Genomic DNA, 17,464 nt, shown 5'->3' with positions numbered 1-17,464 from the left:
AAGGCCGGGAAACCGGCCTGTTTTTGGCGCTCGCACACTTACATAACCTCCATCAGTCAGCACAGAAAACGGGCAGTGCCTTTGTTGTATATGGCTAAAGGAACGACGATATTATAAATCAGGCTGCCGGATCTCCTGCAGCATAAAATTGCCTGCTTTATCTTTTTGCAGCCGGATACTCTTGCTTAACCTGTATCTTTCAGCATCGTTATTCGTGGATATTCCCATAAGTATGGCGTAATCGCCCTCCTGCCAGTTAATGTCAGGATAAGAAACGCATTCGCCTGCCGGAATCACAGGCAAGGTAGACTGAGGTTCAGACTGCCAGAAGATTTGCCCTTTTTTTCCGGTGATTTTTGTTACGGATACGCCTCTGTTTTGGAGCAGGCGGCTTTTTTTTTGAATATTATAAGGCGCGGAAAAGCAAGGCATGTTTTCTTTTAGCACGACATCCAGCGGGTAAAAGTAAGGCTTTTCAAGGTGACAGCCGCTTACCAGCAGCACGCAGGCTAGCGTTATTTTTATCATGGTAAATTCCTTTTAGCTGAAGGGTCGCTCAGAAATCCCCGCATTACCCATTCATACTTAGCAAGAAGATCGGGCCCGATAAGACCCTCGAAGTTAGCTACCGCTTCAAAATTCGATCGGCCAAATGTTATTAGCCAGAAATAGTCGGCAATGATGCAGGCCTGAGCTTCTAACCTGAACTCAAAAGTATTGGCGGTGGCGAGGCAAGAATAAAGGAACAGCATAAAAACACCGTTTCAGGCAAAATATTCGCAACCTGGGGCGAGCAGTTTTGTGGTCTGTATTGATTTTTTTGATCTCACTGCTTTTCCTTTTATCTCCTTTTTTCTGATGGGGTTATAGCGTTTGCGACTACACCAGACCCGGAAAACGACGGGATTTATTTTATGATTTTATTAAAAAATATATCACATATTATATTTGAGGTGATGAAGAAAATAATTATTTTAATTAGTTCATAACCATCCCAAAAATTAAAAACGATAAATGAAAATATAAAAGTCAAAAGTAACGGTAAGCGAAAACAGAAAATATCCCATAAAATATCCTTCCATAGGAATTTAAATGCCTTTTTCATTTTATGAGCCTCACTATATCCGATGCGATTTGTTCGTCAGTTAATGCGTGCCGAAATTTATGATCTATTTTTGTGACAACGGGCTCTATCAGAAAATAGAGCATTTCTACTTCAGTATTATAAAATTTTGTGTACAGGATAGGGTTGATTAATTTTAGCCGGTCTGCAGCGTCAATAGCAATTTTTACGTAACCATAACCACCTAAAACAGTGGTGCTTTTCCTGGATATACTGGTCAATGTGCTTTCCAGCGTTGCCCTTAGTCCTGCGCTCATATAAATTGCAGACGCAATAGAGTAAGCAATAGAGCGATTTGTGAAATTCACAGTTGCATAATCGGCGCTAAGCTTTGTCAGGATTCTGTTTAAATTTAATCTCCTCTCATAATGAATCTCGCTAAATACGTCTTCAGTAAATATTTTTAGCATGTATTTTATAACATTATCTTTGACCTGTACGTCGGAGTAATTATTTTTCTTTTCTCCGAATTCAAAGCCAATATGCGGTAATTTAAAATGAAAGGTCGGAATAATTTTCAAGATGGACCTAATAAACCTTACATCTTCTTTTCTGATTTTCTCACAAACATCCTGATAATTTTCTCTTAAACATGATGAATACCAACTTAGACGTTCGACTCCGTTGTATATCAATTCGCCTTGTTTTAACGCTTCTCTACCTACTTCCTTGACTCCTTTTTCCAGAACTAAAGCCAGATAGTTCTCGGCTTCCAGTTTCTTTATTATTGCTGCGTTATAACTCATGCTCACTCCTGTGCGTTATCTCCTTTGAATGCCTCAGTTACTATGTGGTTTTTTGGTCATTATGTAAACATGGAACTCAGCCGCATTACTGTTTTGCTTGTCAGATTGCGATGGCAAAACTGCTGTGTATAAAAACAGTTCTTACAAGGGTGCAGCGTGGGCGGCAAAGAGAGCAATTAAGAAACCGGCGGCGGGTTCTGGCTCGGCCGAACTCGGACGGCTTCTGGCCGGAATTTGATGCGCCAGTGTCACTGTCGATGGGGATCCAGTATCTGATATAAGCTGAAGAACTCTATCATTCCCTGCTTTTACAGCAAAAGCAGAATCTTTCTTTTCGGGAGGGCGATCTCTCTTTTTTATGCACTGGTTTACGACTTATTTTTTGATAATTATGAAAAGTATCGTCGGCGGCTTTTATATGAAAGCGCAGCGCCATAATAATCTGGCGCTGCCGGCATCAAAATCAGATGCCGCTATTTAAACAGCCCGACCCAATCGTTTTTACCTCCGTCTGCACGCCCGGCATCATCAGCGTCAGGCCGCGGATCAGCTCATCACCCGCTTCCAGCAGCGCCTCATACGGCATTGACGGCAGGCTTTCCAGTACAAACCACATTTGCGTGGCCTGGGCATCCAGCCGGGTACGCACGCCCTGACGCCAGTTCCAGCGGCGACAGGTCACGCCCTGGTCGTCACGCCAGATAACTTCACCGACCTCCGGTGATTCCACGGCCGCGCTGCCTTCTTTAACCGTATCAAACAGCTCGCTGCCGTCGGCTATTACCAGGCGCGGCTGGCCCACATAGGCGGCAATATTCTCGCCGCCGACCGGAATGGCGTAGCGAAGGCTGATAGCGTTATACAGATCGACCACTGGATCGATGCCCGGCAGCGTGCCGTCGCGCTGCACGCGTTTCCTCAGCGCTTCCGCCGAACAGGGTGCGCGCTTGGGTTTGGCACCGAACTTTTTAAACGTTTCCGCCCAGTCGGCCAGGTGCGCTGCCGCCCAGGCAGGCGAATCGGCAAGCACCGCCTCGCAGGCCTGGGTAAGAAACGCTTGTGCGATCGAGGGATCGGCCAGCGGCGCGGCTTTTACGGTGATACTCAGGGCGCGAAAGCCCGGTGCAAGGTCGGCAATAGCCGGGGCGATTGACGGGGTGACTGAAATCATTCCATAATCCTTCGGTGACTAATTTATCCTATAGTAATGACCGATGACCAAAAAAGTCAATAAAACGACCGAGGCAGGGGCCGATATCGACAGCGTCAGCGCTGCCGTCTCGCGCAGTATTAAAACCCATCGCAAGGCGCAAAAGCTTTCGCTGGACGAGCTGGCCCGCCGCGCGGGGGTCAGTAAAGGGATGCTGGTGGAAACCGAAAAGGGCACGGCGAACCCCAGTATCGGTATTTTATGTAAAATCGCCGCCGCGCTTGGCTTGTCGGTGGCGGATATCGTCAACGTTACCGATTCGCCTTCTGCATGGCTTATCACTCGCAAGGAGATCCCTACGCTATGGCAGGGCGAAAAGGGCGGTTCCGCGCGGCTGCTGGCCGGCACGCGTGGGCCGGATATGATTGAGCTGTGGCGCTGGGAAATGCATCCGGGCGAAAGCTTTTCCTCTACGGGTCATCCGGCGGGCACGCTGGAGCTGCTGCATGTCGAAGAAGGCACGCTAAACCTGCAAACCGAAAGCGCCGCGCTGACGGTTAACGCGGGCTGCTCGGCCGTCGCCAGAACGGATATGGCGCACCGCTATGCCAACGAGACTCAGAGCCTGCTGATCTTTACGATGACCGTGGCCGAGCTGCATCGGGGCTAAAAGAAAAAGGATATTTGCCTTTCGCCTACAGTACTTTTTCCAGAAAGCGGCGGGTACGCTGATGAACAGGGCGATTCAGCACCCGCTCGGCGCTGCCACTTTCGACAATTTTGCCATCCACCATAAACACCACGCGATCGGCGACCTGCCGCGCAAAGCCTATCTCATGCGTTACCACTACCAGGGTAACGCCCGAGCGTGCCAGCCTGTTAATCACTTCCAGCACTTCGCCCACCAGCTCAGGATCCAGCGCGGAGGTCGGCTCGTCAAACAGCATCACCTTTGGGTTCAGCGCCAGCGCGCGGGCAATGGCGATGCGCTGCTGCTGGCCGCCGGAAAGCTGTCGGGGCCAGGCGTGCGCCTTTTCGCGCAGGCCGACCGTATCCAGCAGCTCGTAAGCCCGCTCAATTGCCTCGCGGCGCTTCAGCAAACCATGCACGATGGGCGCTTCAATAATGTTGTCCAGCACGGTCATATGCGGAAACAGGTTAAAGTTCTGGAATACGTAACCGACCTGAATGCGTTGTTTCAGAATCGCTTTTTCCTTCAGCTCGTACAGCTTATCGCCCCTGCGGCGATAGCCTACGTAGTCGCCGTCGATCTGAATAAAGCCTTTATCGACGCGTTCCAGATGGTTAATGGTGCGCAAAAGCGTCGACTTGCCGGAGCCGGATGGCCCGAGGATCACGGTGACGGTGCCGGGTTCGATAGTCAGGCTGACATCATCCAACGCTTTAAAGGCGCCGTAGCTTTTACTGATATTGGCGATCTCAATTTTTCCGGCTTGGGTTTGTGGGCGATCGCGCCAGCTGGCGGCGTTCTCGTCGCGATTTAGTTCAAGCGCTTCTGACATCAGAACTCTCCTTAAGCGTTGCCGAACGACGGAACAGCGTTAAGCGGGCGGGGCGCCTCTGCCGCACCACGCCGCGCGCAAAATAGTTTTCGACAAAGTGTTGCAGCACCGACAGGACGGTGGTGATGCACAGATACCAGACGCTCGCCACCATCAGCAGCGGGATGACCTGCTGCGTGCGGTTATAAATAACCTGCACGGTATAAAACAGTTCCGGCATCGACAGCACGTAAACGATAGAGGTGCCTTTCGCCAGGCTAATCACCTCGTTGAAGCCGGTTGGCAGGATAGCGCGCAGCGCCTGTGGCAAAATAATATGGAAGGTGCGGCGATACGGCGGCAGGCCCAGCGCGGCGGCGGCTTCGTGCTGGCCCTGATCGACGCCGACGATGCCGCCGCGAATGATCTCGGCGGTATAGGCGGCCTGCACCAGCGACAGCCCCAGCACCGCTACCGAAAACTGATCCAGCAGATCGGTGGTGGCGTGGGTAAAGAAGGTGATGGAGGTGAAAGGCACGCCCAGCGACAGGCTGTCATACAAATAAGCGAAGTTATAAAGAATAATCAGCACCAGCAGCAGGGGCAGCGAGCGGAACAGCCAGATATAGCTCCACGCCAGCGCGTTCAGCAGCCAGGACCTGGCGAGCCGCGCCAGCGCCAGGCCGGTGCCGAGAATCGAGCCGAACAGCGTGCTCAGCAGGGTCAGCAGCAGCGTTTTCCCCAGCCCGTTTAAAATGGCCGGATCGAAAAACCACTGCGCAAATACTCCCCACTCCCAGCGCGGATTGGTGGCAATGGACTGCACCACGCCGGTAATAATAAAGAGCGCGAACGCTGCGCCCGCTATGCGCCACGGGTAGCGGGCAGGCACAACTTTCAGGACGACATCGTTCGGCGCGTCGGCGTTGTCACGCCAGCCAGCATCCGGGTTTTTCATGGTAACTCCTCAGGCGCTGCGTCGGACAGGCTGGCTGAGCAGCGTTTTGGTAAAGGGCAGGCGGCCGTCAAAGGGCGGCAGCGCATAGCGTTCGGGATCGACCGCCGGATCGAACTGCGGCTGATAACCCTGCGACAGATAGAGCCTGACCGCTTCCGGCTGGCGAAAGCCGGTGGTCAGATACAGCGCGTCATATCCCTGCAGCGCCGCCAGCCGCTCCAGCTCCAGCAGAACCTTTTGCGCCAGGCCCTGACGCCGCATACTGCTGTGCGTCCAGATACGCTTCAGCTCCGCAGTCGTGACGTTGTAACGCTTGAAGGCCCCCATCGCTATCGGCGTTTCATGGCGCAGCAGTACGATAAACGCCCCGTCGGGCGGTGCATAAATTCCCGGCGGCTCTTCTTCCTGCTCGCCAAAATAGTCGCCGTAGCGGGCGCGGTATTCGGCGAACAGCCCGTCGATAATCGGCTCAATTCGCGGATCGTCCGGCGTGGTATGGATAAAGGTTTCTTCAATCATGGCGCGCTCCCGTACTCAGTCGCCTAAACCCGGCGGGTTAATCTCGGAATGGTCGATTTTTTCGATGCTCTCGCCCCAGCGATCCAGCACCTGTAAATAGCTGCCGCTGGCGATGGCGCCGTTGAGTGAAGCCTGTACGGCTTCCACCAGCCCGCTGCCTTTTTTCAGCGTCACGGCGATATTGGCGGTTTTAGGCCAGCCGCCGGCCACCACGCCGACCAGCCTGGTGGTGCCGGTCAGTTTGGCTTTATAGGCGCCGGTAACGTTAGGGCCGAAAGTGGCGTCGGCGCGGCCGGACTGGATCGCCAGCGTGGCGGCGGCATCGTCGGTCACGTAAAGCGGCTGCATAGCGGGCAAGCCTTTCGCCTGATTTTCTTTATCCCACTGCAGCAGGATGGCTTCCTGATTGGTGCCGGAGCCCACGATAATACGTTTGCCGGCAATATCCGGCGCGGCGTCAATTTTGCTGATTTTACTGCTGCTTTTGACGTAGAAGCCCAGCGTGTCCTGACGATAGGTCGCGAAGTCAAACCGCGCTTTGCGTTCTTTAGTCACGGTTATATTGTAAATCGCCGCGTCATATTTCCCGGAGGCGACGCCCAGCGGCCAGTCTTCCCAGGAAGCCGGAACGATTTTTAATTTTAATCCCAGCCCATCGGCAACCAGACGTGCTATATCCGCTTCGCTGCCGATAACCGTTTTATTATCGCGGGCAAACAGGCCGAACGGCGGCGCGCTGCCCAACACTGCCGTAGCCACCGTCAATGTGCCGGGCGTAACAAATTTATAATTAGCCGGGATCAGCGAAGCCGCCTGAGGGTTTAACGGCGTATGCACCGGCTTTTCATTAGCGATTAAATCTATTCCCGGCGCGGCCTGGGCGCTCAGGCTCAGGCCCAGCAGCAGCGCCAGCGCGCTTAAGCGGTTGCTATTCATCATTTTATCCCTGCGTTTTGTTTTTCTGCACTATTCAGGATGCGGCAGGGCAAGTAAAACAACAAAAACAAATAAAGATAGCGGGAAATAATCTTTTCCCGTGAGCCGTAATAATTTCATTGTTATGCAAAAGCTAAGCTGTAATTAATATTTAGCGTCGCCGTTTTTATATGGAATTCTCGCTGAAAGTATTCAGAGAGAATAAATTATGTCTTATCAGTTAAGTCTTTTAGATCAAAGCCCGGTGGACGAAGGGCAAACGCCGCAGGCCGCGCTGGCGGCGACGCTTGCCTTTGCCCGCACGGCGGAGCGGCTGGGCTACCACCGGCTGTGGGTGTCTGAACATCACGACAACGAGCGCCTGGCGGGCAGCTCGCCGGAAGTGCTGATAGCCTGGCTGCTGGCCCACACCAGCCGGTTACGCATCGGCTCCGGCGGCGTGATGCTGCAACACTACAGTCCTTATAAGGTGGCGGAAAATTTTCATTTGCTGGCTTCGCTGGCAACCGGGCGCGTCGATTTAGGCGTTGGCAAAGCGCCGGGCGGGTTGCCGCTTTCTACCAAAGCTTTGCAGGGTGAACTGGCAGGGCAAAAGGATTTTCCCGCGCTGCTGGCGCGGTTAACCCGCTATCTTGACGCCGTGACCGAACCGGCCAGCGGTGAAGCCGCCAGAGCGCTGCCGGCGCCATCACACTCGCCGTCGCGCTTTCTGCTGGGTGCCAGTGCGGAAAGCGCCCGGCTGGCCGCGCATCTGGGATGGAACTTTGTCTATGCCGGTTTTATTAACGCCTCTGAGCAGGCGATGCGGGAAGCGGTGCTGACCTTTCACGAGTACGCGCAGCAGGGTAAGGCGCTGATCAGCCTGGCGGCGCTGGCGGCCGACACCACTGAGGAAGCGGCTTCGCTACTGGCCGAACAGCATAACTATCGCGTCACGCTTGGCGAACGGCACGTGACCGTCGGCAGCGAAGCGCAGGCGCTGGCTTTTGTCCAGCAGGCGGGCGCGGCGGATTACCGTATTGAAAAGCAGGCGCTGAACGTGCTGCACGGCACCGCCGACGTTATCCACCAGCGGCTGGCCGCGTTACAGCAAAGCCTTAAGGTCGACGAATTTATTCTGCATACGCCGCTAAGCAATCCCGCGCGGCGTCTGCGTTCCATTACTCTGCTGGCGGGCCAGCATTAAGGAGATCGTATGAGCACCCACATCAAATTCGGCCTGATGCTGCACGGCGCGGGCGGCCATATGAATGCATGGCGTCATGCCAGCGCGCCGGCCGATGCCAGCGTAAACTTCCGCTACTTTACCGATCTGGCACAGCAGGCGGAGGCGGCAGGGTTCGATTTCCTTTTCGTCGCCGACGGGCTGCACATCAACGAGAAGTCGCTGCCGCATTTCCTTAATCGCTTCGAGCCCGTGGCGCTGCTGTCGGCGCTGGCCGCGGTCACGCAGCGAATTGGGCTGGCGGGCACGATTTCTACTTCGTACAGCGATCCTTTCACCGTTGCCCGTCAGCTGGCGACGCTGGATAATATCAGCGGCGGCCGGGCCGGCTGGAACGTGGTGACCTCGCCGCTGGAAGGCTCGGCGCAGAACTTCGGTAAAGCGCATCCGGCGCACTCGCTGCGCTACGAGATTGCCGAGGAATATATTAACGTGGTGCAGGGATTATGGGATTCCTGGGAGGACGACGCCTTCGTGCGCGATCGCGACAGCGGCGTTTTTTTTGACGCGGCCAAACTGCACAGGCTGAATCACCAGGGCAAATTTTTCTCGGTAGCCGGGCCGCTGAATATTCAGCGTTCGCCGCAGGGGCAGCCGGTGATTTTCCAGGCGGGCGCGTCCGATACCGGCATCGGCCTGGCCGGAAAATCCGCCGATGCGGTATTCACCAACGCGCGCACGCTTGCGGAAGCGCAGAGCTATTCGCGGAAGCTACAGGCCAGCGTTGCCGCCAACGGGCGCGATCCGGTAGCTATCTTTCCCGGCATCAGCCCCATTATTGGCAAAACGCCGGAAGAGGCCGAAGCGAAATATCAGCATTTGCTGTTGCTGCTTTCCCTTGACGATGCGCTGGCCTATCTGGGGCGCTTCTTCGAGCATCATGATTTCAGCCAGTACGATCCGGACGGACCTTTCCCGGACGTTGGCGAGCTGGGGCAGAACAGCTTCCGTTCCACTACCGACAGCATCAAGCATCGGGCACGGGAAGAGCAACTGACGCTGCGTCAGGTAGCTTATGAAACCACGCTGCCGCGCGGCGAATTCTTCGGTACACCGCAGCAGGTGGCCGACGCGCTGATTGCATGGGTAGAAAAGGGCGGCGCGAGCGGTTTTATCCTCAGCGGCCCGGTGCTGGTGGAGTCGCTACGCGATATCACGCGTGATGTGCTGCCGATACTGGCGGCGCGCGGCTACTGGCAGCCTTCTGACGAAACCACGCTGCGAGGCAGGCTGGGGCTGCCGTTTAAAGTCAATCGTTACGCTGAGCCGGTGCCGGAGCTGGTTGAAAACCAATAAGATTGATGACGGGCGGCGTCGTGCCGCCCGTGTCCGGGCCTACTGTGGTTTCTTATCCAGCGTCCAGGTGGCGCTGCTGACTTCCACCTTCACCGGCAGCAGGCCAATCTGCGTGAATTTATCGGCCAGCGCCTGCTGCTGACTGAACACTTCCGGCGTCATCCTTTGCGCGCCAAAAGGCATTCTGGCGAGGGCTTTTTGCCAGATCGGCTGCGGCAGGCCGGTTGAGGACGAGAGGATCTTCGCCGTTTCTTCGGGATGGCCGTTAGCCCAGTCGCTGAGCTTGCCCAATTCGCCCAGCACTTTTTCCGCCGTTTGCGGGTGCGCTTCCGCAAATTTACGGCTGGCCAGATAGAAGGTGTAATGCGGCACCAGTCCTTCCGCGTTTTGCACTATTCTGGCGCTGGCGTTAGTCTCTACTTCCGCCAGGTAAGGATCCCAGATAACCCAGGCGTCCACTGCGCCACGCTGGAAGGCGGCGCGGGCATCGGCAGGCGGCAGGTAAACCGGCTTGATATCCTTATAGCTCAGCCCGGCTTTTTCCAGCGCGGTAATCAGCAGATAGTTAACGTCCGAGCCCTTGTTCAGCGCCACGCGTTTGCCTTTCAGATCGGCGACATTTTTAATGGAAGAAGCCTGCGGCACCACAATGGCTTCGGTTTTAGGGTTAGCGAGCGAGTGGCCCAGATAGACCAGTTCGGCCTGTGCGGCCTGAGCAAAGGCGGGCGGCGCGTCGCCCGTTGCGGCCAGATCGATGCTGCCGACGTTCAGTCCTTCCAGCATTTGCGGCCCGGCCGGAAATTCCACCCAGCGTACCTGAATGCCCTGTTTTTTAAATTCGTCGTCCAGCGTGCCGCGATATTTCAGCAGCGCGAAAATATTCGCTTTCTGATAGCCGATATTGACCGTTTCCGGCTGGCTTGCCGCCAGCGCCTGCTGTGAAGTGGCCGCCAGAACCAGCGCGGCAAGGCTGCTAACAAGATAATTTTTCATGGTTTTCCCCGTAAAAGTCATCAGCGCACCATAGCAAATTGGTTACGCAGCGCTTAGCGAGTAAATCTGCTGTCCTTAGCATGAAAAAACATATTGGCATTGAAGGCGGCTGGGGTAAAAAATGGAAACAGGTCACAGCTTTCGATCGTGATGGCTTGCATGCCAGACACGGATTGTGCAAAATTTACCCGGCAATATTCAGGGAAATAGCAATCAGTTAAAACAGGGATGAAAAAGATGAAAAGATTAGTCAGCGCGCTGGCGCTGCTGCTTTGTGCCTGCGCGCCTCAGGGCAGCGTAGAACGCCATACCACCCATGCCGTCCATCAAATTGCGGACGCCAATTTCGATCCTAATACGCGTATGCTGCTGGCCGACTCCATCCGCGTGATGCGGCCCGGCTTTCAGGCTGTTTATCAGGCAGGCGTAAAGGACAGGGCTGCCGGCTTAAGTAAAGCGCAAATGGAAGAAAAAGCCGCCTGTCTGCTCAAGCCTGAAAACCTGCCGGATGAGGCCGTTACCCATACTTTTCTGGGTCAGACGTACCTGGCCGATCGGCCAGAAAAAGAGCGTAAGATCCTGGCCGATGCGCTGGCAGCAACCTATCGGGATGGCTATGAAGGGAGGCCTTAGCGCTGCGTCAATCAGGTAAGCCAGCGCATGGCGGCAAGGATGGCCACGGGCGAGCCATCCTTGCCTTAACCTTTTTTTATTCGCCTTTGGCTTCGGTTAATGCCTGGGCCGCGCAGACCAGCGCCAGATGGCTCAGCCCCTGCGGCAGGTTGCCGCGCCAGCTGGCGGTTCTGACGTCAAACATCTCGTTAAAGATTTCTACGTTGCCTCTGTCGCACAGGCTTTCCAGAATTTCATGCATGGAAGCCTCCGCGCGTTTTGTATCCCCCATTGAAGCGCAGGCTTCCACCAGCCAGAAAGAGCAGGCCACAAAGGTGCTTTCTTCCTGCTCCACGCCGCTGTAGCGATACAGCATGGCGCTGTTGTGGCCCAGCTCACGGCGGATGGCGTCATAAGTTTTCAGCATGCGTTCGGGATTGACGCTGTTGCCATAATGGTGCATCAGCGCCAGCGAGGCGTCCAGCCTGTCTTCGCAGCCGACATAGAACAGATAGGCCCGGCGGCTCTCCGACCAGCAGTGCTCTTCGATCCAGTCGCGAATACGATCGCGCTCGCGCTCCCAGCGGCCGACCCAGGTAGGTTCGATATGTTTGCCTTCGGCCATCGCGACGGCCTGATCCAGCGCCAGCCAGCAGGCCATTTTGGAGTGGGTGTAGTGCTGTTCGTCGGGCAGCTCCCAGATCCCCGAATCCTTTTGCCGCCAGCTGTCGGCACAGCAGTTGGCCAGTTCGCCAAGCATTCGTGAGGTAGCAATATCCAGCACGTGGCCCGCCTGGATAAACAGCCGGGCGGTAGAGAGCATATCGCCATACATGCTGAGCTGTACCTGATCGCGGGCATTATTACCCACGCGCACGGGTTGTGAATCTTCATAGCCCCTGAGCGGCAGGTAACGCTCTTCCGGCACCAGACTACCGTCCAGGGTATAGCAGGCGCGCAGCTTAACGCCGTGGCGAATAATGGTGTGCGTCAGCCAGGAGAAAGCGGCCTTACAATCTTCCAGCGCCCCCAGGTAGACGAAGGATTTAATGATCAGGCAGGCGTCGCGCACCCAGGCGTAGCGATAGTCGTAGTTCTTCTCGCCGCCAAAGCCTTCGGGTAAGGATGACGTCGCCGCAGCCGCCAGCGCGCCAGTTGGCGAGTACCAGAGAAATTTTAGCGACAGCGCGGAACGCTTAACGTGCGGTGAGAACAGCCCCTGATAAGAAAGGTGGTTGACCCAGTCGCGCCAGGCGGTATGACTGGTTTCAATCCTGTCGTCGATCGCCGCGAGATCCGGCACGGCTAACGGCTCTTTTTCACTCGCCAGCAGCGCTATCAGCGAATGCGAACCGGGAGAGGTGACCAGGCGTCCTTCGACCGCTTCATCGCACAGCCAGCTAATCGTTACGTCTTCGCTGGTGCGCAGCATGGTCATCAGATCGCCGATATGAAAAACCGCGCCGTGATGGGTATCCGCTACCCACGGCGAGCGGCTTTCCGCCATCGTGCCCAGCTTAAGGCGCAGGTTCAGCACGACTTCGCCTTCAACGCCTTCCACACGTCGCGCCAGCTCGCTCCACGGCAGACGGCCCGCCAGCGAGCTGTTCAGCGATTCGGTAAGGCGAACCGATCCGCTTTCTGTGCTGTATAGCGTTTCAAGGACGTTGCTCTCCTCGCGATAGCGCCGCTCGACGCGGTAGCTGCCTTCAGGCTCCAGCTGGAAAAAACCGCCGATACCGGGATCGAGGATGCGATCGAACAGCGGCGGCGAGTCCAGATTGGGCGCGCACCACCAGTCGATGGCGCCATCGGGCGCGATCAGCGCCACGGAGCGCCCCTCGCCGATAGCCGCATAGTCGCCGAGACCGGCAAAACCCTCTTTACGCACGGGAGAGCGGTAGGTTTTATTTTTCACTCGACGTCCCTTGTTCAGAATATATAGACGGCCTGAGCCATAAAACGATGATGGCTCACCGAATGACATCAGGCTCTGGATTGAAAAGTATAGATAAGTTTTCAGCTTGCGCAGGCAAAGCGCCCGGCATGACGGCGCCCGGGCGGCAACATTGGGGAAAATAGCGTTATAAGCGCGGCCGCAAATAGCATGGCGCAGGCGTGTTGGTTATTAAAGCGTCACTGGCGGGCGAGAAACCAGCATTTCAATCGGCACATCGAGCGCCAGAGCCAGGTTATTCAGGGTAAGCAAACTGATATTACGCTTGCCGTTTTCAATATCGCTAAGATAAGTACGATCGATGCCGCTACGCTCGCTCAGGGCAATCTGACTTAGCTGCTTGCGTTTGCGGAACAGACGTACCCGTTCGCCGACGCTAATTAACAGACCGTCATGCAAAGTGTTTTCTCCGGCAAATTCAGGCTGGGATCCATCCTGAATCTATATAACAACATTCTGATTTAACAGCATTAAATTTCATTTAAGACTATTCCTGGTGTTTGCCATCTGCCTGGCCGGGCCGCTACTATTGCCTGTTCTCCGCCTTGATAATTTTTAATGCTGCTTGCCATTGCGGTCGAGATCCGGCTGACAGTCGGTTTCAGAATGCCGTAACAGTTAATCAGACGGCAGGTTGGGCAGCGACTTGCTTATTAATGCTCCTTCTGGCGTTCCTGCTTTCCCAATATTGTTGAAAAACCGCGCGGCTGGCAGCCTGCCGCCCCACAATTCTTTCTGAGTTGTTACACTCAGTTCTGGTGTCTCAACAGGAGTAATCATGAAACTGGGCTTTGCTTGTAAATATTTTAATGCTGAGGCAAAACAGCCTTTTCCATTAAGAGCCACCACGCGCACCCGATTTTTGAGCCTGGATAAAGCAGCGCGGCTGGCGCTAATCAGCGAAATATCGCAGCATAATCTCAGCAATCTTTACCTGACGCTGGAAGCGCTGGCGAAAGAGCCGGAAGCGCTACGTATGATGCGGCTGGGAAGCGATCTGCTGCCTCTGTTTACGGTGCCGGAAGCGAACGAGCTGTATCAGGACTATTTACCGGAACTGCATTCGGCGCTGGCGAAATGCGGCGATTTCGCCCGGGCCCATCATATCCGCCTCTCTTTTCATCCGGGACAATATTCCGTGCTGGCGTCAGATAATCCACTGGTGGTGGAACGCGCCATTGAAGACGTGGAATATCACACGCTGTGCGCGAAGCTGATGGGCTATGGCAAAACCTTCCAGGATTTTAAAATCAATATCCATATGAACGGCAAAGGCGGTTTTGAGGGATTTCAAACCGCGTTTCACCGCCTCAGCCCGGAAGCGAAAAACATGCTGACGGTGGAAAACGATGAGATTTCCTGTTCGCTGGATGACGTGCTTCAGGCGAAAGAGCTCTGTCCCATCGTGCTGGATATTCATCACCATTGGGTAAAAGAGAACGAATTTATCCAGCCCGACGATCCGCGTATCGCGCAGATTAAAGCCTCCTGGCGCGGTGTCAGGCCGGTGCTGCACTATTCGATTTCGCAGGAAGGTATCATTCCGCCACACGGCTGGCCAAATCAGGAAGAGTTAGGCGTGGCAAGAACTAAGCTGCGGGCGCACTCCGACTATTATTTTAACGATACGCTGAACGACTGGGCTTTATCGTTCAAAGAGTTCGATATCATGTGCGAAGTAAAAATGAAGAACCTGGCGAGGGATCGGCTGTTTAACTACGCAGGGCAGGACAAAGAACAGGATTAGCGAGCGCGGAACATGCGCGATGGCGCACATGTTCCGTTTCCCGCCTTGCCTAGAGCTTGCCGCTGCGGGTCTGCTCTGAGGTGGTAAAATGGGTTTCGCCATGAGCAATATCGCCGCCGCCCTTGACGCTTTTCAGCTGGACGGTATCGCCATGTTCCCAGGCGTTGGCGCCTGCCGCTGCCGGATGCGCAATGATATCTTTGCGTGACTCTCTGATTTTCTTCGTGTCCACGTCGAATCTTTTGTCGCGATCGATCAGCAAACGCGGATCCATCTGGCCGTCGGCGGTAAAGCCCATCATCAGCGCCGGAATGCCCAACGGCAGCGTTTTATCACGATCGGTATGCCAGGTATGCCAGGTTTTGCCGTAGGTGTTAACGATACGCGACATCAGCGCTTTTTCCGCCAGCGGCGGCAGGCCAGGCGCGATCAGCGTGCCGGATTTCACCTCATACTGATGGCTGTGCCAATACTTTTTCTCTTCCGGCGGCAGCGTTTTAAACAGTCTTTCGCTGATAATATATTCCACGCCCATCAGCTTGGCGTCGCGCGTGTTGCCGTCGTAAATTACCGCCTGCATCACGTCGTCGTTGAGAATGGTGACGTAATGGTGCGCCTCCATCTGTCCATTGTGGTCGCCGTTATAGAAATGAAAGCCGTCCAGATAAGCGTTAATAGCGTCAATGGGCGGGCGGGACTGCATCGCTGCCGCGCCGGTATCCAGCAGCTTTTTTTCCGTCGAGGTCGGGGCGCCAGGGCTGGTAACTTGCGAGGGCGAATTGTGCGCGCCGCAGCCGCACAGCAGTAGGGCGATCAGAGGCAGGGTTCCTTTCATTTTGTCTCCGTAACTTGAAAGTGTCTGAAATTGTTTAATGCTGATACAAAATGTCAGTAAAAGCCTGGCAGGTAACGGTCATTTCGCAACGTCGTTGTTCCGGCAATGTTTCTTCACCAGCGTGAGGCCCGGCGTCCTTTACCCGCCACTTTTCTGCCTGAAATCAGCGCGCGGCATCTCCTTTGTGACACGGCGGCCGATCTTCTACTAAGTTAAACAGGAGGACGCTATTTTATAAAGGAGGCCACCTTGACTGACCAAAAGAATGATTCAGCAACGATCCAGACGACCGAACTGCTTCAAACCAGCGAAGCCTGGAACGATACGCCCTATACCGCTTATCCCGCCGGTAAACCCCAGCTTACGGTAATGAAGATGACTATTCCGCCGCATACGTCGCTGCCCTGGCATTCGCATCCGATGCCAAATATGGCTTATTTGCTCTCTGGCCAGCTGACCATTGAAGATAAAGAGAGCGGCAGAACGCATCAGGTAAAGGCTGGCGAAGCGCTGAATGAGGCAACGGGCGATATTCATCGCGGCTATACCACCGACGAAGCCGCTGAGCTGGTGATCTTCTACGCGGGCGCAGAGGGACAGCCGCTGTCGGAGCCGTTGCCCGGCGAGCCTGCGGAGTTTTAACCGGTTGACGGCAGACAAGCCCAGGCTTCAGCGTTAGTATGACGGTTTCAACGCGCCAGATGCGCGCCGCTAAAGGTCATTATGTTATGAAAAAAATTGGGTTTCTCTCTTTCGGTCACTGGACGCCCTCTGCACAGTCGGCCACCCGATCGGCGGCAGATGCGCTGCTGCAATCTATCGATCTGGCGGTAGCCGCAGAAGAGCTGGGCGCCGACGGCGCCTATTTTCGCGTGCACCACTTTGCCCGCCAGCTTAGCGCGCCGTTTCCGCTGCTGGCGGCCGTTGCGGCCCGTACCAATAAAATTGAAATTGGTACCGGCGTTATTGATATGCGCTACGAGAACCCGCTTTATATGGCGGAAGACGCCGGCGTGGCTGATTTAATCAGCGGCGGGCGTTTGCAGTTGGGCCTCAGCCGCGGCTCACCGGAACAGGTCATTGAAGGCTGGCGCTACTTTGGCTATGGCCCGCAGGAGGGCGAAAGCGATGCTGATATGGGGCGGCGCCATACCGAGGCGCTGCTGGAAGTGTTGAAGGGCGAAGGGTTTGCAAAACCTAATCCGCAGCCGATGTTTCCTAATCCGCCGGGACTGCTGCGGCCTGAACCTTTTTCCTCCGGGCTGCGTGAACGGATCTGGTGGGGGTCGGGTTCGGACGCCACGGCGGTTTGGGCCGCGAAGCTGGGGATGAACCTGCAAAGCTCGACGCTAAAAGATGACGAAACCGGCGAGCCTTTCCATATTCAGCAGGCAAAACAGATCCGTGCCTATCGCGCCGCCTGGCGGGAAGCGGGTCATCAGCGCGAGCCGCGCGTTTCGGTCAGCCGCAGTATTTTTGCGTTGGTCAGCGAACAGGATCGTGCCTGGTTTGGCAGCAGCGGGCAGGGTGGCGATCAGATTGGCTACCTGGATGAAAAAACGCGTGCCATCTTCGGGCGCAGCTATGCCGCCGAACCGGAGAAGCTGATTGCCCAGCTGGCGAAGGATGAAGCGATTGCCGAGGCGGATACGTTGCTGCTGACCATCCCTAATCAGCTTGGCGTGGCATATTGCACGCACGTGCTGGAAGCAATCCTTAAATATGTCGCCCCGGAGCTGGGTTGGCGGTAGCAATGAGCCAGGGCAACCTGGCCGGTTAAAGGCAGCGCTGTCAGCGACGGAAAAGTAATCCTGTTAAGCGCAGAAAAGGTGCTGGCTGTGGCGAAGATCAGCACCTCCATTTAA

General features: G+C 55.3%; 19 protein-coding genes. 7 read left to right on the top strand and 12 right to left on the bottom strand.

The features are described 5' to 3' along the window. Positions 1-111 precede the first annotated feature (111 nt). From ACMGEE_RS02475 to ACMGEE_RS02460, 4 genes are all read right to left on the bottom strand, one after another. Entirely contained in the window at positions 112-528 is a 417-nt protein-coding gene (locus ACMGEE_RS02475; RefSeq protein ID WP_436829610.1) for a putative T6SS immunity periplasmic lipoprotein, read from the bottom strand. Continuing rightward, positions 525-752 (bottom strand): hypothetical protein, encoded by a 228-nt coding sequence (locus ACMGEE_RS02470; RefSeq protein WP_436829609.1) that lies wholly within the window; start codon positions 750-752, stop codon positions 525-527. Before ACMGEE_RS02470 ends, ACMGEE_RS02475 begins: the two co-directional genes overlap by 4 nt. Positions 753-1,101: 349 nt before the next feature. Further along, positions 1,102-1,869: a hypothetical protein gene (locus ACMGEE_RS02465; protein WP_369894728.1), complete on the bottom strand. Its 768-nt coding sequence runs from the start codon at positions 1,867-1,869 to the stop codon at positions 1,102-1,104. A 463-nt stretch (positions 1,870-2,332) separates the two neighbouring features. Further along, on the bottom strand, positions 2,333-3,040 hold the full coding sequence (locus ACMGEE_RS02460; RefSeq protein ID WP_436829608.1) for a B3/B4 domain-containing protein: 708 nt from the start codon (positions 3,038-3,040) through the stop codon (positions 2,333-2,335). 43 nt (positions 3,041-3,083) lie between these two features. Between ACMGEE_RS02460 and ACMGEE_RS02455 the strand changes: the two genes are divergently transcribed. Further along, on the top strand, positions 3,084-3,689 hold the full coding sequence (locus ACMGEE_RS02455; protein WP_369894726.1) for a helix-turn-helix domain-containing protein: 606 nt from the start codon (positions 3,084-3,086) through the stop codon (positions 3,687-3,689). A gap of 25 nt (positions 3,690-3,714) precedes the next feature. Here the strand turns inward: ACMGEE_RS02455 and ACMGEE_RS02450 are convergent, their stop codons facing one another. From ACMGEE_RS02450 to ACMGEE_RS02435, 4 genes are read right to left on the bottom strand one after another with little or no spacing between them, the layout of a single operon-like run. After that, positions 3,715-4,542: an amino acid ABC transporter ATP-binding protein gene (locus tag ACMGEE_RS02450; RefSeq protein ID WP_253454190.1), complete on the bottom strand. Its 828-nt coding sequence runs from the start codon at positions 4,540-4,542 to the stop codon at positions 3,715-3,717. Beyond that, positions 4,526-5,479 (bottom strand): amino acid ABC transporter permease, encoded by a 954-nt coding sequence (locus ACMGEE_RS02445; RefSeq protein WP_436829607.1) that lies wholly within the window; start codon positions 5,477-5,479, stop codon positions 4,526-4,528. The genes ACMGEE_RS02450 and ACMGEE_RS02445 overlap by 17 nt, the downstream gene beginning before the upstream one ends. Positions 5,480-5,488: 9 nt before the next feature. Further along, positions 5,489-5,998 (bottom strand): GNAT family N-acetyltransferase, encoded by a 510-nt coding sequence (locus tag ACMGEE_RS02440; RefSeq protein WP_301250834.1) that lies wholly within the window; start codon positions 5,996-5,998, stop codon positions 5,489-5,491. 15 nt (positions 5,999-6,013) lie between these two features. Then, entirely contained in the window at positions 6,014-6,937 is a 924-nt protein-coding gene (locus ACMGEE_RS02435; RefSeq protein WP_301250832.1) for an ABC transporter substrate-binding protein, read from the bottom strand. A 205-nt stretch (positions 6,938-7,142) separates the two neighbouring features. On the opposite strand from ACMGEE_RS02435, the gene ACMGEE_RS02430 reads away from it, so the two are divergent. Together ACMGEE_RS02430 and ACMGEE_RS02425 are read left to right on the top strand one after the other, a co-directional pair. Then, positions 7,143-8,120 carry an MsnO8 family LLM class oxidoreductase gene (locus ACMGEE_RS02430; RefSeq protein WP_436829606.1) on the top strand — a complete coding sequence of 326 codons (978 nt, stop codon included), beginning with the start codon at positions 7,143-7,145 and terminating at the stop codon, positions 8,118-8,120. Positions 8,121-8,129: 9 nt separating this feature from the next. Then, the gene (locus tag ACMGEE_RS02425) at positions 8,130-9,455 is read left to right on the top strand and encodes an LLM class flavin-dependent oxidoreductase (RefSeq protein ID WP_253454181.1); all 1,326 of its coding nucleotides are present in this window, start codon (positions 8,130-8,132) and stop codon (positions 9,453-9,455) included. Positions 9,456-9,494: 39 nt separating this feature from the next. Here the strand turns inward: ACMGEE_RS02425 and ACMGEE_RS02420 are convergent, their stop codons facing one another. Further along, entirely contained in the window at positions 9,495-10,448 is a 954-nt protein-coding gene (locus ACMGEE_RS02420; protein ID WP_253454179.1) for an aliphatic sulfonate ABC transporter substrate-binding protein, read from the bottom strand. A gap of 237 nt (positions 10,449-10,685) precedes the next feature. On the opposite strand from ACMGEE_RS02420, the gene ACMGEE_RS02415 reads away from it, so the two are divergent. After that, positions 10,686-11,081 carry an Exc2 family lipoprotein gene (locus ACMGEE_RS02415; RefSeq protein WP_301250826.1) on the top strand — a complete coding sequence of 132 codons (396 nt, stop codon included), beginning with the start codon at positions 10,686-10,688 and terminating at the stop codon, positions 11,079-11,081. A gap of 76 nt (positions 11,082-11,157) precedes the next feature. On the opposite strand, the gene ACMGEE_RS02410 is transcribed toward ACMGEE_RS02415, so the two are convergent. Beyond that, positions 11,158-12,978, bottom strand: a complete 1,821-nt coding sequence (locus ACMGEE_RS02410) for a glycoside hydrolase family 15 protein (RefSeq protein ID WP_436829605.1) — start codon at positions 12,976-12,978, stop codon at positions 11,158-11,160. Between the two features lie 210 nt (positions 12,979-13,188). Continuing rightward, complete coding sequence (locus ACMGEE_RS02405) at positions 13,189-13,416, bottom strand: helix-turn-helix domain-containing protein (RefSeq protein ID WP_253454173.1); 228 nt, start codon at positions 13,414-13,416, stop codon at positions 13,189-13,191. 379 nt (positions 13,417-13,795) lie between these two features. Between ACMGEE_RS02405 and ACMGEE_RS02400 the strand changes: the two genes are divergently transcribed. Beyond that, positions 13,796-14,764 (top strand): apurinic/apyrimidinic endonuclease family protein, encoded by a 969-nt coding sequence (locus ACMGEE_RS02400; protein WP_253454171.1) that lies wholly within the window; start codon positions 13,796-13,798, stop codon positions 14,762-14,764. Between the two features lie 49 nt (positions 14,765-14,813). Here the strand turns inward: ACMGEE_RS02400 and ACMGEE_RS02395 are convergent, their stop codons facing one another. Beyond that, positions 14,814-15,599 (bottom strand): OBAP family protein, encoded by a 786-nt coding sequence (locus ACMGEE_RS02395; RefSeq protein ID WP_301250824.1) that lies wholly within the window; start codon positions 15,597-15,599, stop codon positions 14,814-14,816. A 249-nt stretch (positions 15,600-15,848) separates the two neighbouring features. Here ACMGEE_RS02395 and ACMGEE_RS02390 point away from each other — a divergent pair, with 249 nt between their 5' ends. Beyond that, on the top strand, positions 15,849-16,241 hold the full coding sequence (locus ACMGEE_RS02390; protein WP_369894722.1) for a cupin domain-containing protein: 393 nt from the start codon (positions 15,849-15,851) through the stop codon (positions 16,239-16,241). Positions 16,242-16,327: 86 nt separating this feature from the next. Next, entirely contained in the window at positions 16,328-17,350 is a 1,023-nt protein-coding gene (locus ACMGEE_RS02385) for an LLM class flavin-dependent oxidoreductase (protein WP_301250823.1), read from the top strand. The last annotated feature ends 114 nt before the right edge of the window (positions 17,351-17,464 follow it).

Source organism: Erwinia artemisiae, from assembly GCF_051400835.1.
GTDB lineage: Bacteria > Pseudomonadota > Gammaproteobacteria > Enterobacterales > Enterobacteriaceae > Erwinia > Erwinia aeris.
This window is presented reverse-complemented; position numbering and strand designations above follow the sequence as displayed.

Coding starts and splice junctions, on each gene's coding strand:
- ACMGEE_RS02475 (WP_436829610.1), bottom strand. CDS start 528: ATGATAAAAATAACGCTAGCCTGCGTGCTGCTGGTAAGCGGCTGTCAC.
- ACMGEE_RS02470 (WP_436829609.1), bottom strand. CDS start 752: ATGCTGTTCCTTTATTCTTGCCTCGCCACCGCCAATACTTTTGAGTTC.
- ACMGEE_RS02465 (WP_369894728.1), bottom strand. CDS start 1,869: ATGAGTTATAACGCAGCAATAATAAAGAAACTGGAAGCCGAGAACTAT.
- ACMGEE_RS02460 (WP_436829608.1), bottom strand. CDS start 3,040: ATGATTTCAGTCACCCCGTCAATCGCCCCGGCTATTGCCGACCTTGCA.
- ACMGEE_RS02455 (WP_369894726.1), top strand. CDS start 3,084: ATGACCAAAAAAGTCAATAAAACGACCGAGGCAGGGGCCGATATCGAC.
- ACMGEE_RS02450 (WP_253454190.1), bottom strand. CDS start 4,542: ATGTCAGAAGCGCTTGAACTAAATCGCGACGAGAACGCCGCCAGCTGG.
- ACMGEE_RS02445 (WP_436829607.1), bottom strand. CDS start 5,479: ATGAAAAACCCGGATGCTGGCTGGCGTGACAACGCCGACGCGCCGAAC.
- ACMGEE_RS02440 (WP_301250834.1), bottom strand. CDS start 5,998: ATGATTGAAGAAACCTTTATCCATACCACGCCGGACGATCCGCGAATT.
- ACMGEE_RS02435 (WP_301250832.1), bottom strand. CDS start 6,937: ATGATGAATAGCAACCGCTTAAGCGCGCTGGCGCTGCTGCTGGGCCTG.
- ACMGEE_RS02430 (WP_436829606.1), top strand. CDS start 7,143: ATGTCTTATCAGTTAAGTCTTTTAGATCAAAGCCCGGTGGACGAAGGG.
- ACMGEE_RS02425 (WP_253454181.1), top strand. CDS start 8,130: ATGAGCACCCACATCAAATTCGGCCTGATGCTGCACGGCGCGGGCGGC.
- ACMGEE_RS02420 (WP_253454179.1), bottom strand. CDS start 10,448: ATGAAAAATTATCTTGTTAGCAGCCTTGCCGCGCTGGTTCTGGCGGCC.
- ACMGEE_RS02415 (WP_301250826.1), top strand. CDS start 10,686: ATGAAAAGATTAGTCAGCGCGCTGGCGCTGCTGCTTTGTGCCTGCGCG.
- ACMGEE_RS02400 (WP_253454171.1), top strand. CDS start 13,796: ATGAAACTGGGCTTTGCTTGTAAATATTTTAATGCTGAGGCAAAACAG.
- ACMGEE_RS02395 (WP_301250824.1), bottom strand. CDS start 15,599: ATGAAAGGAACCCTGCCTCTGATCGCCCTACTGCTGTGCGGCTGCGGC.
- ACMGEE_RS02385 (WP_301250823.1), top strand. CDS start 16,328: ATGAAAAAAATTGGGTTTCTCTCTTTCGGTCACTGGACGCCCTCTGCA.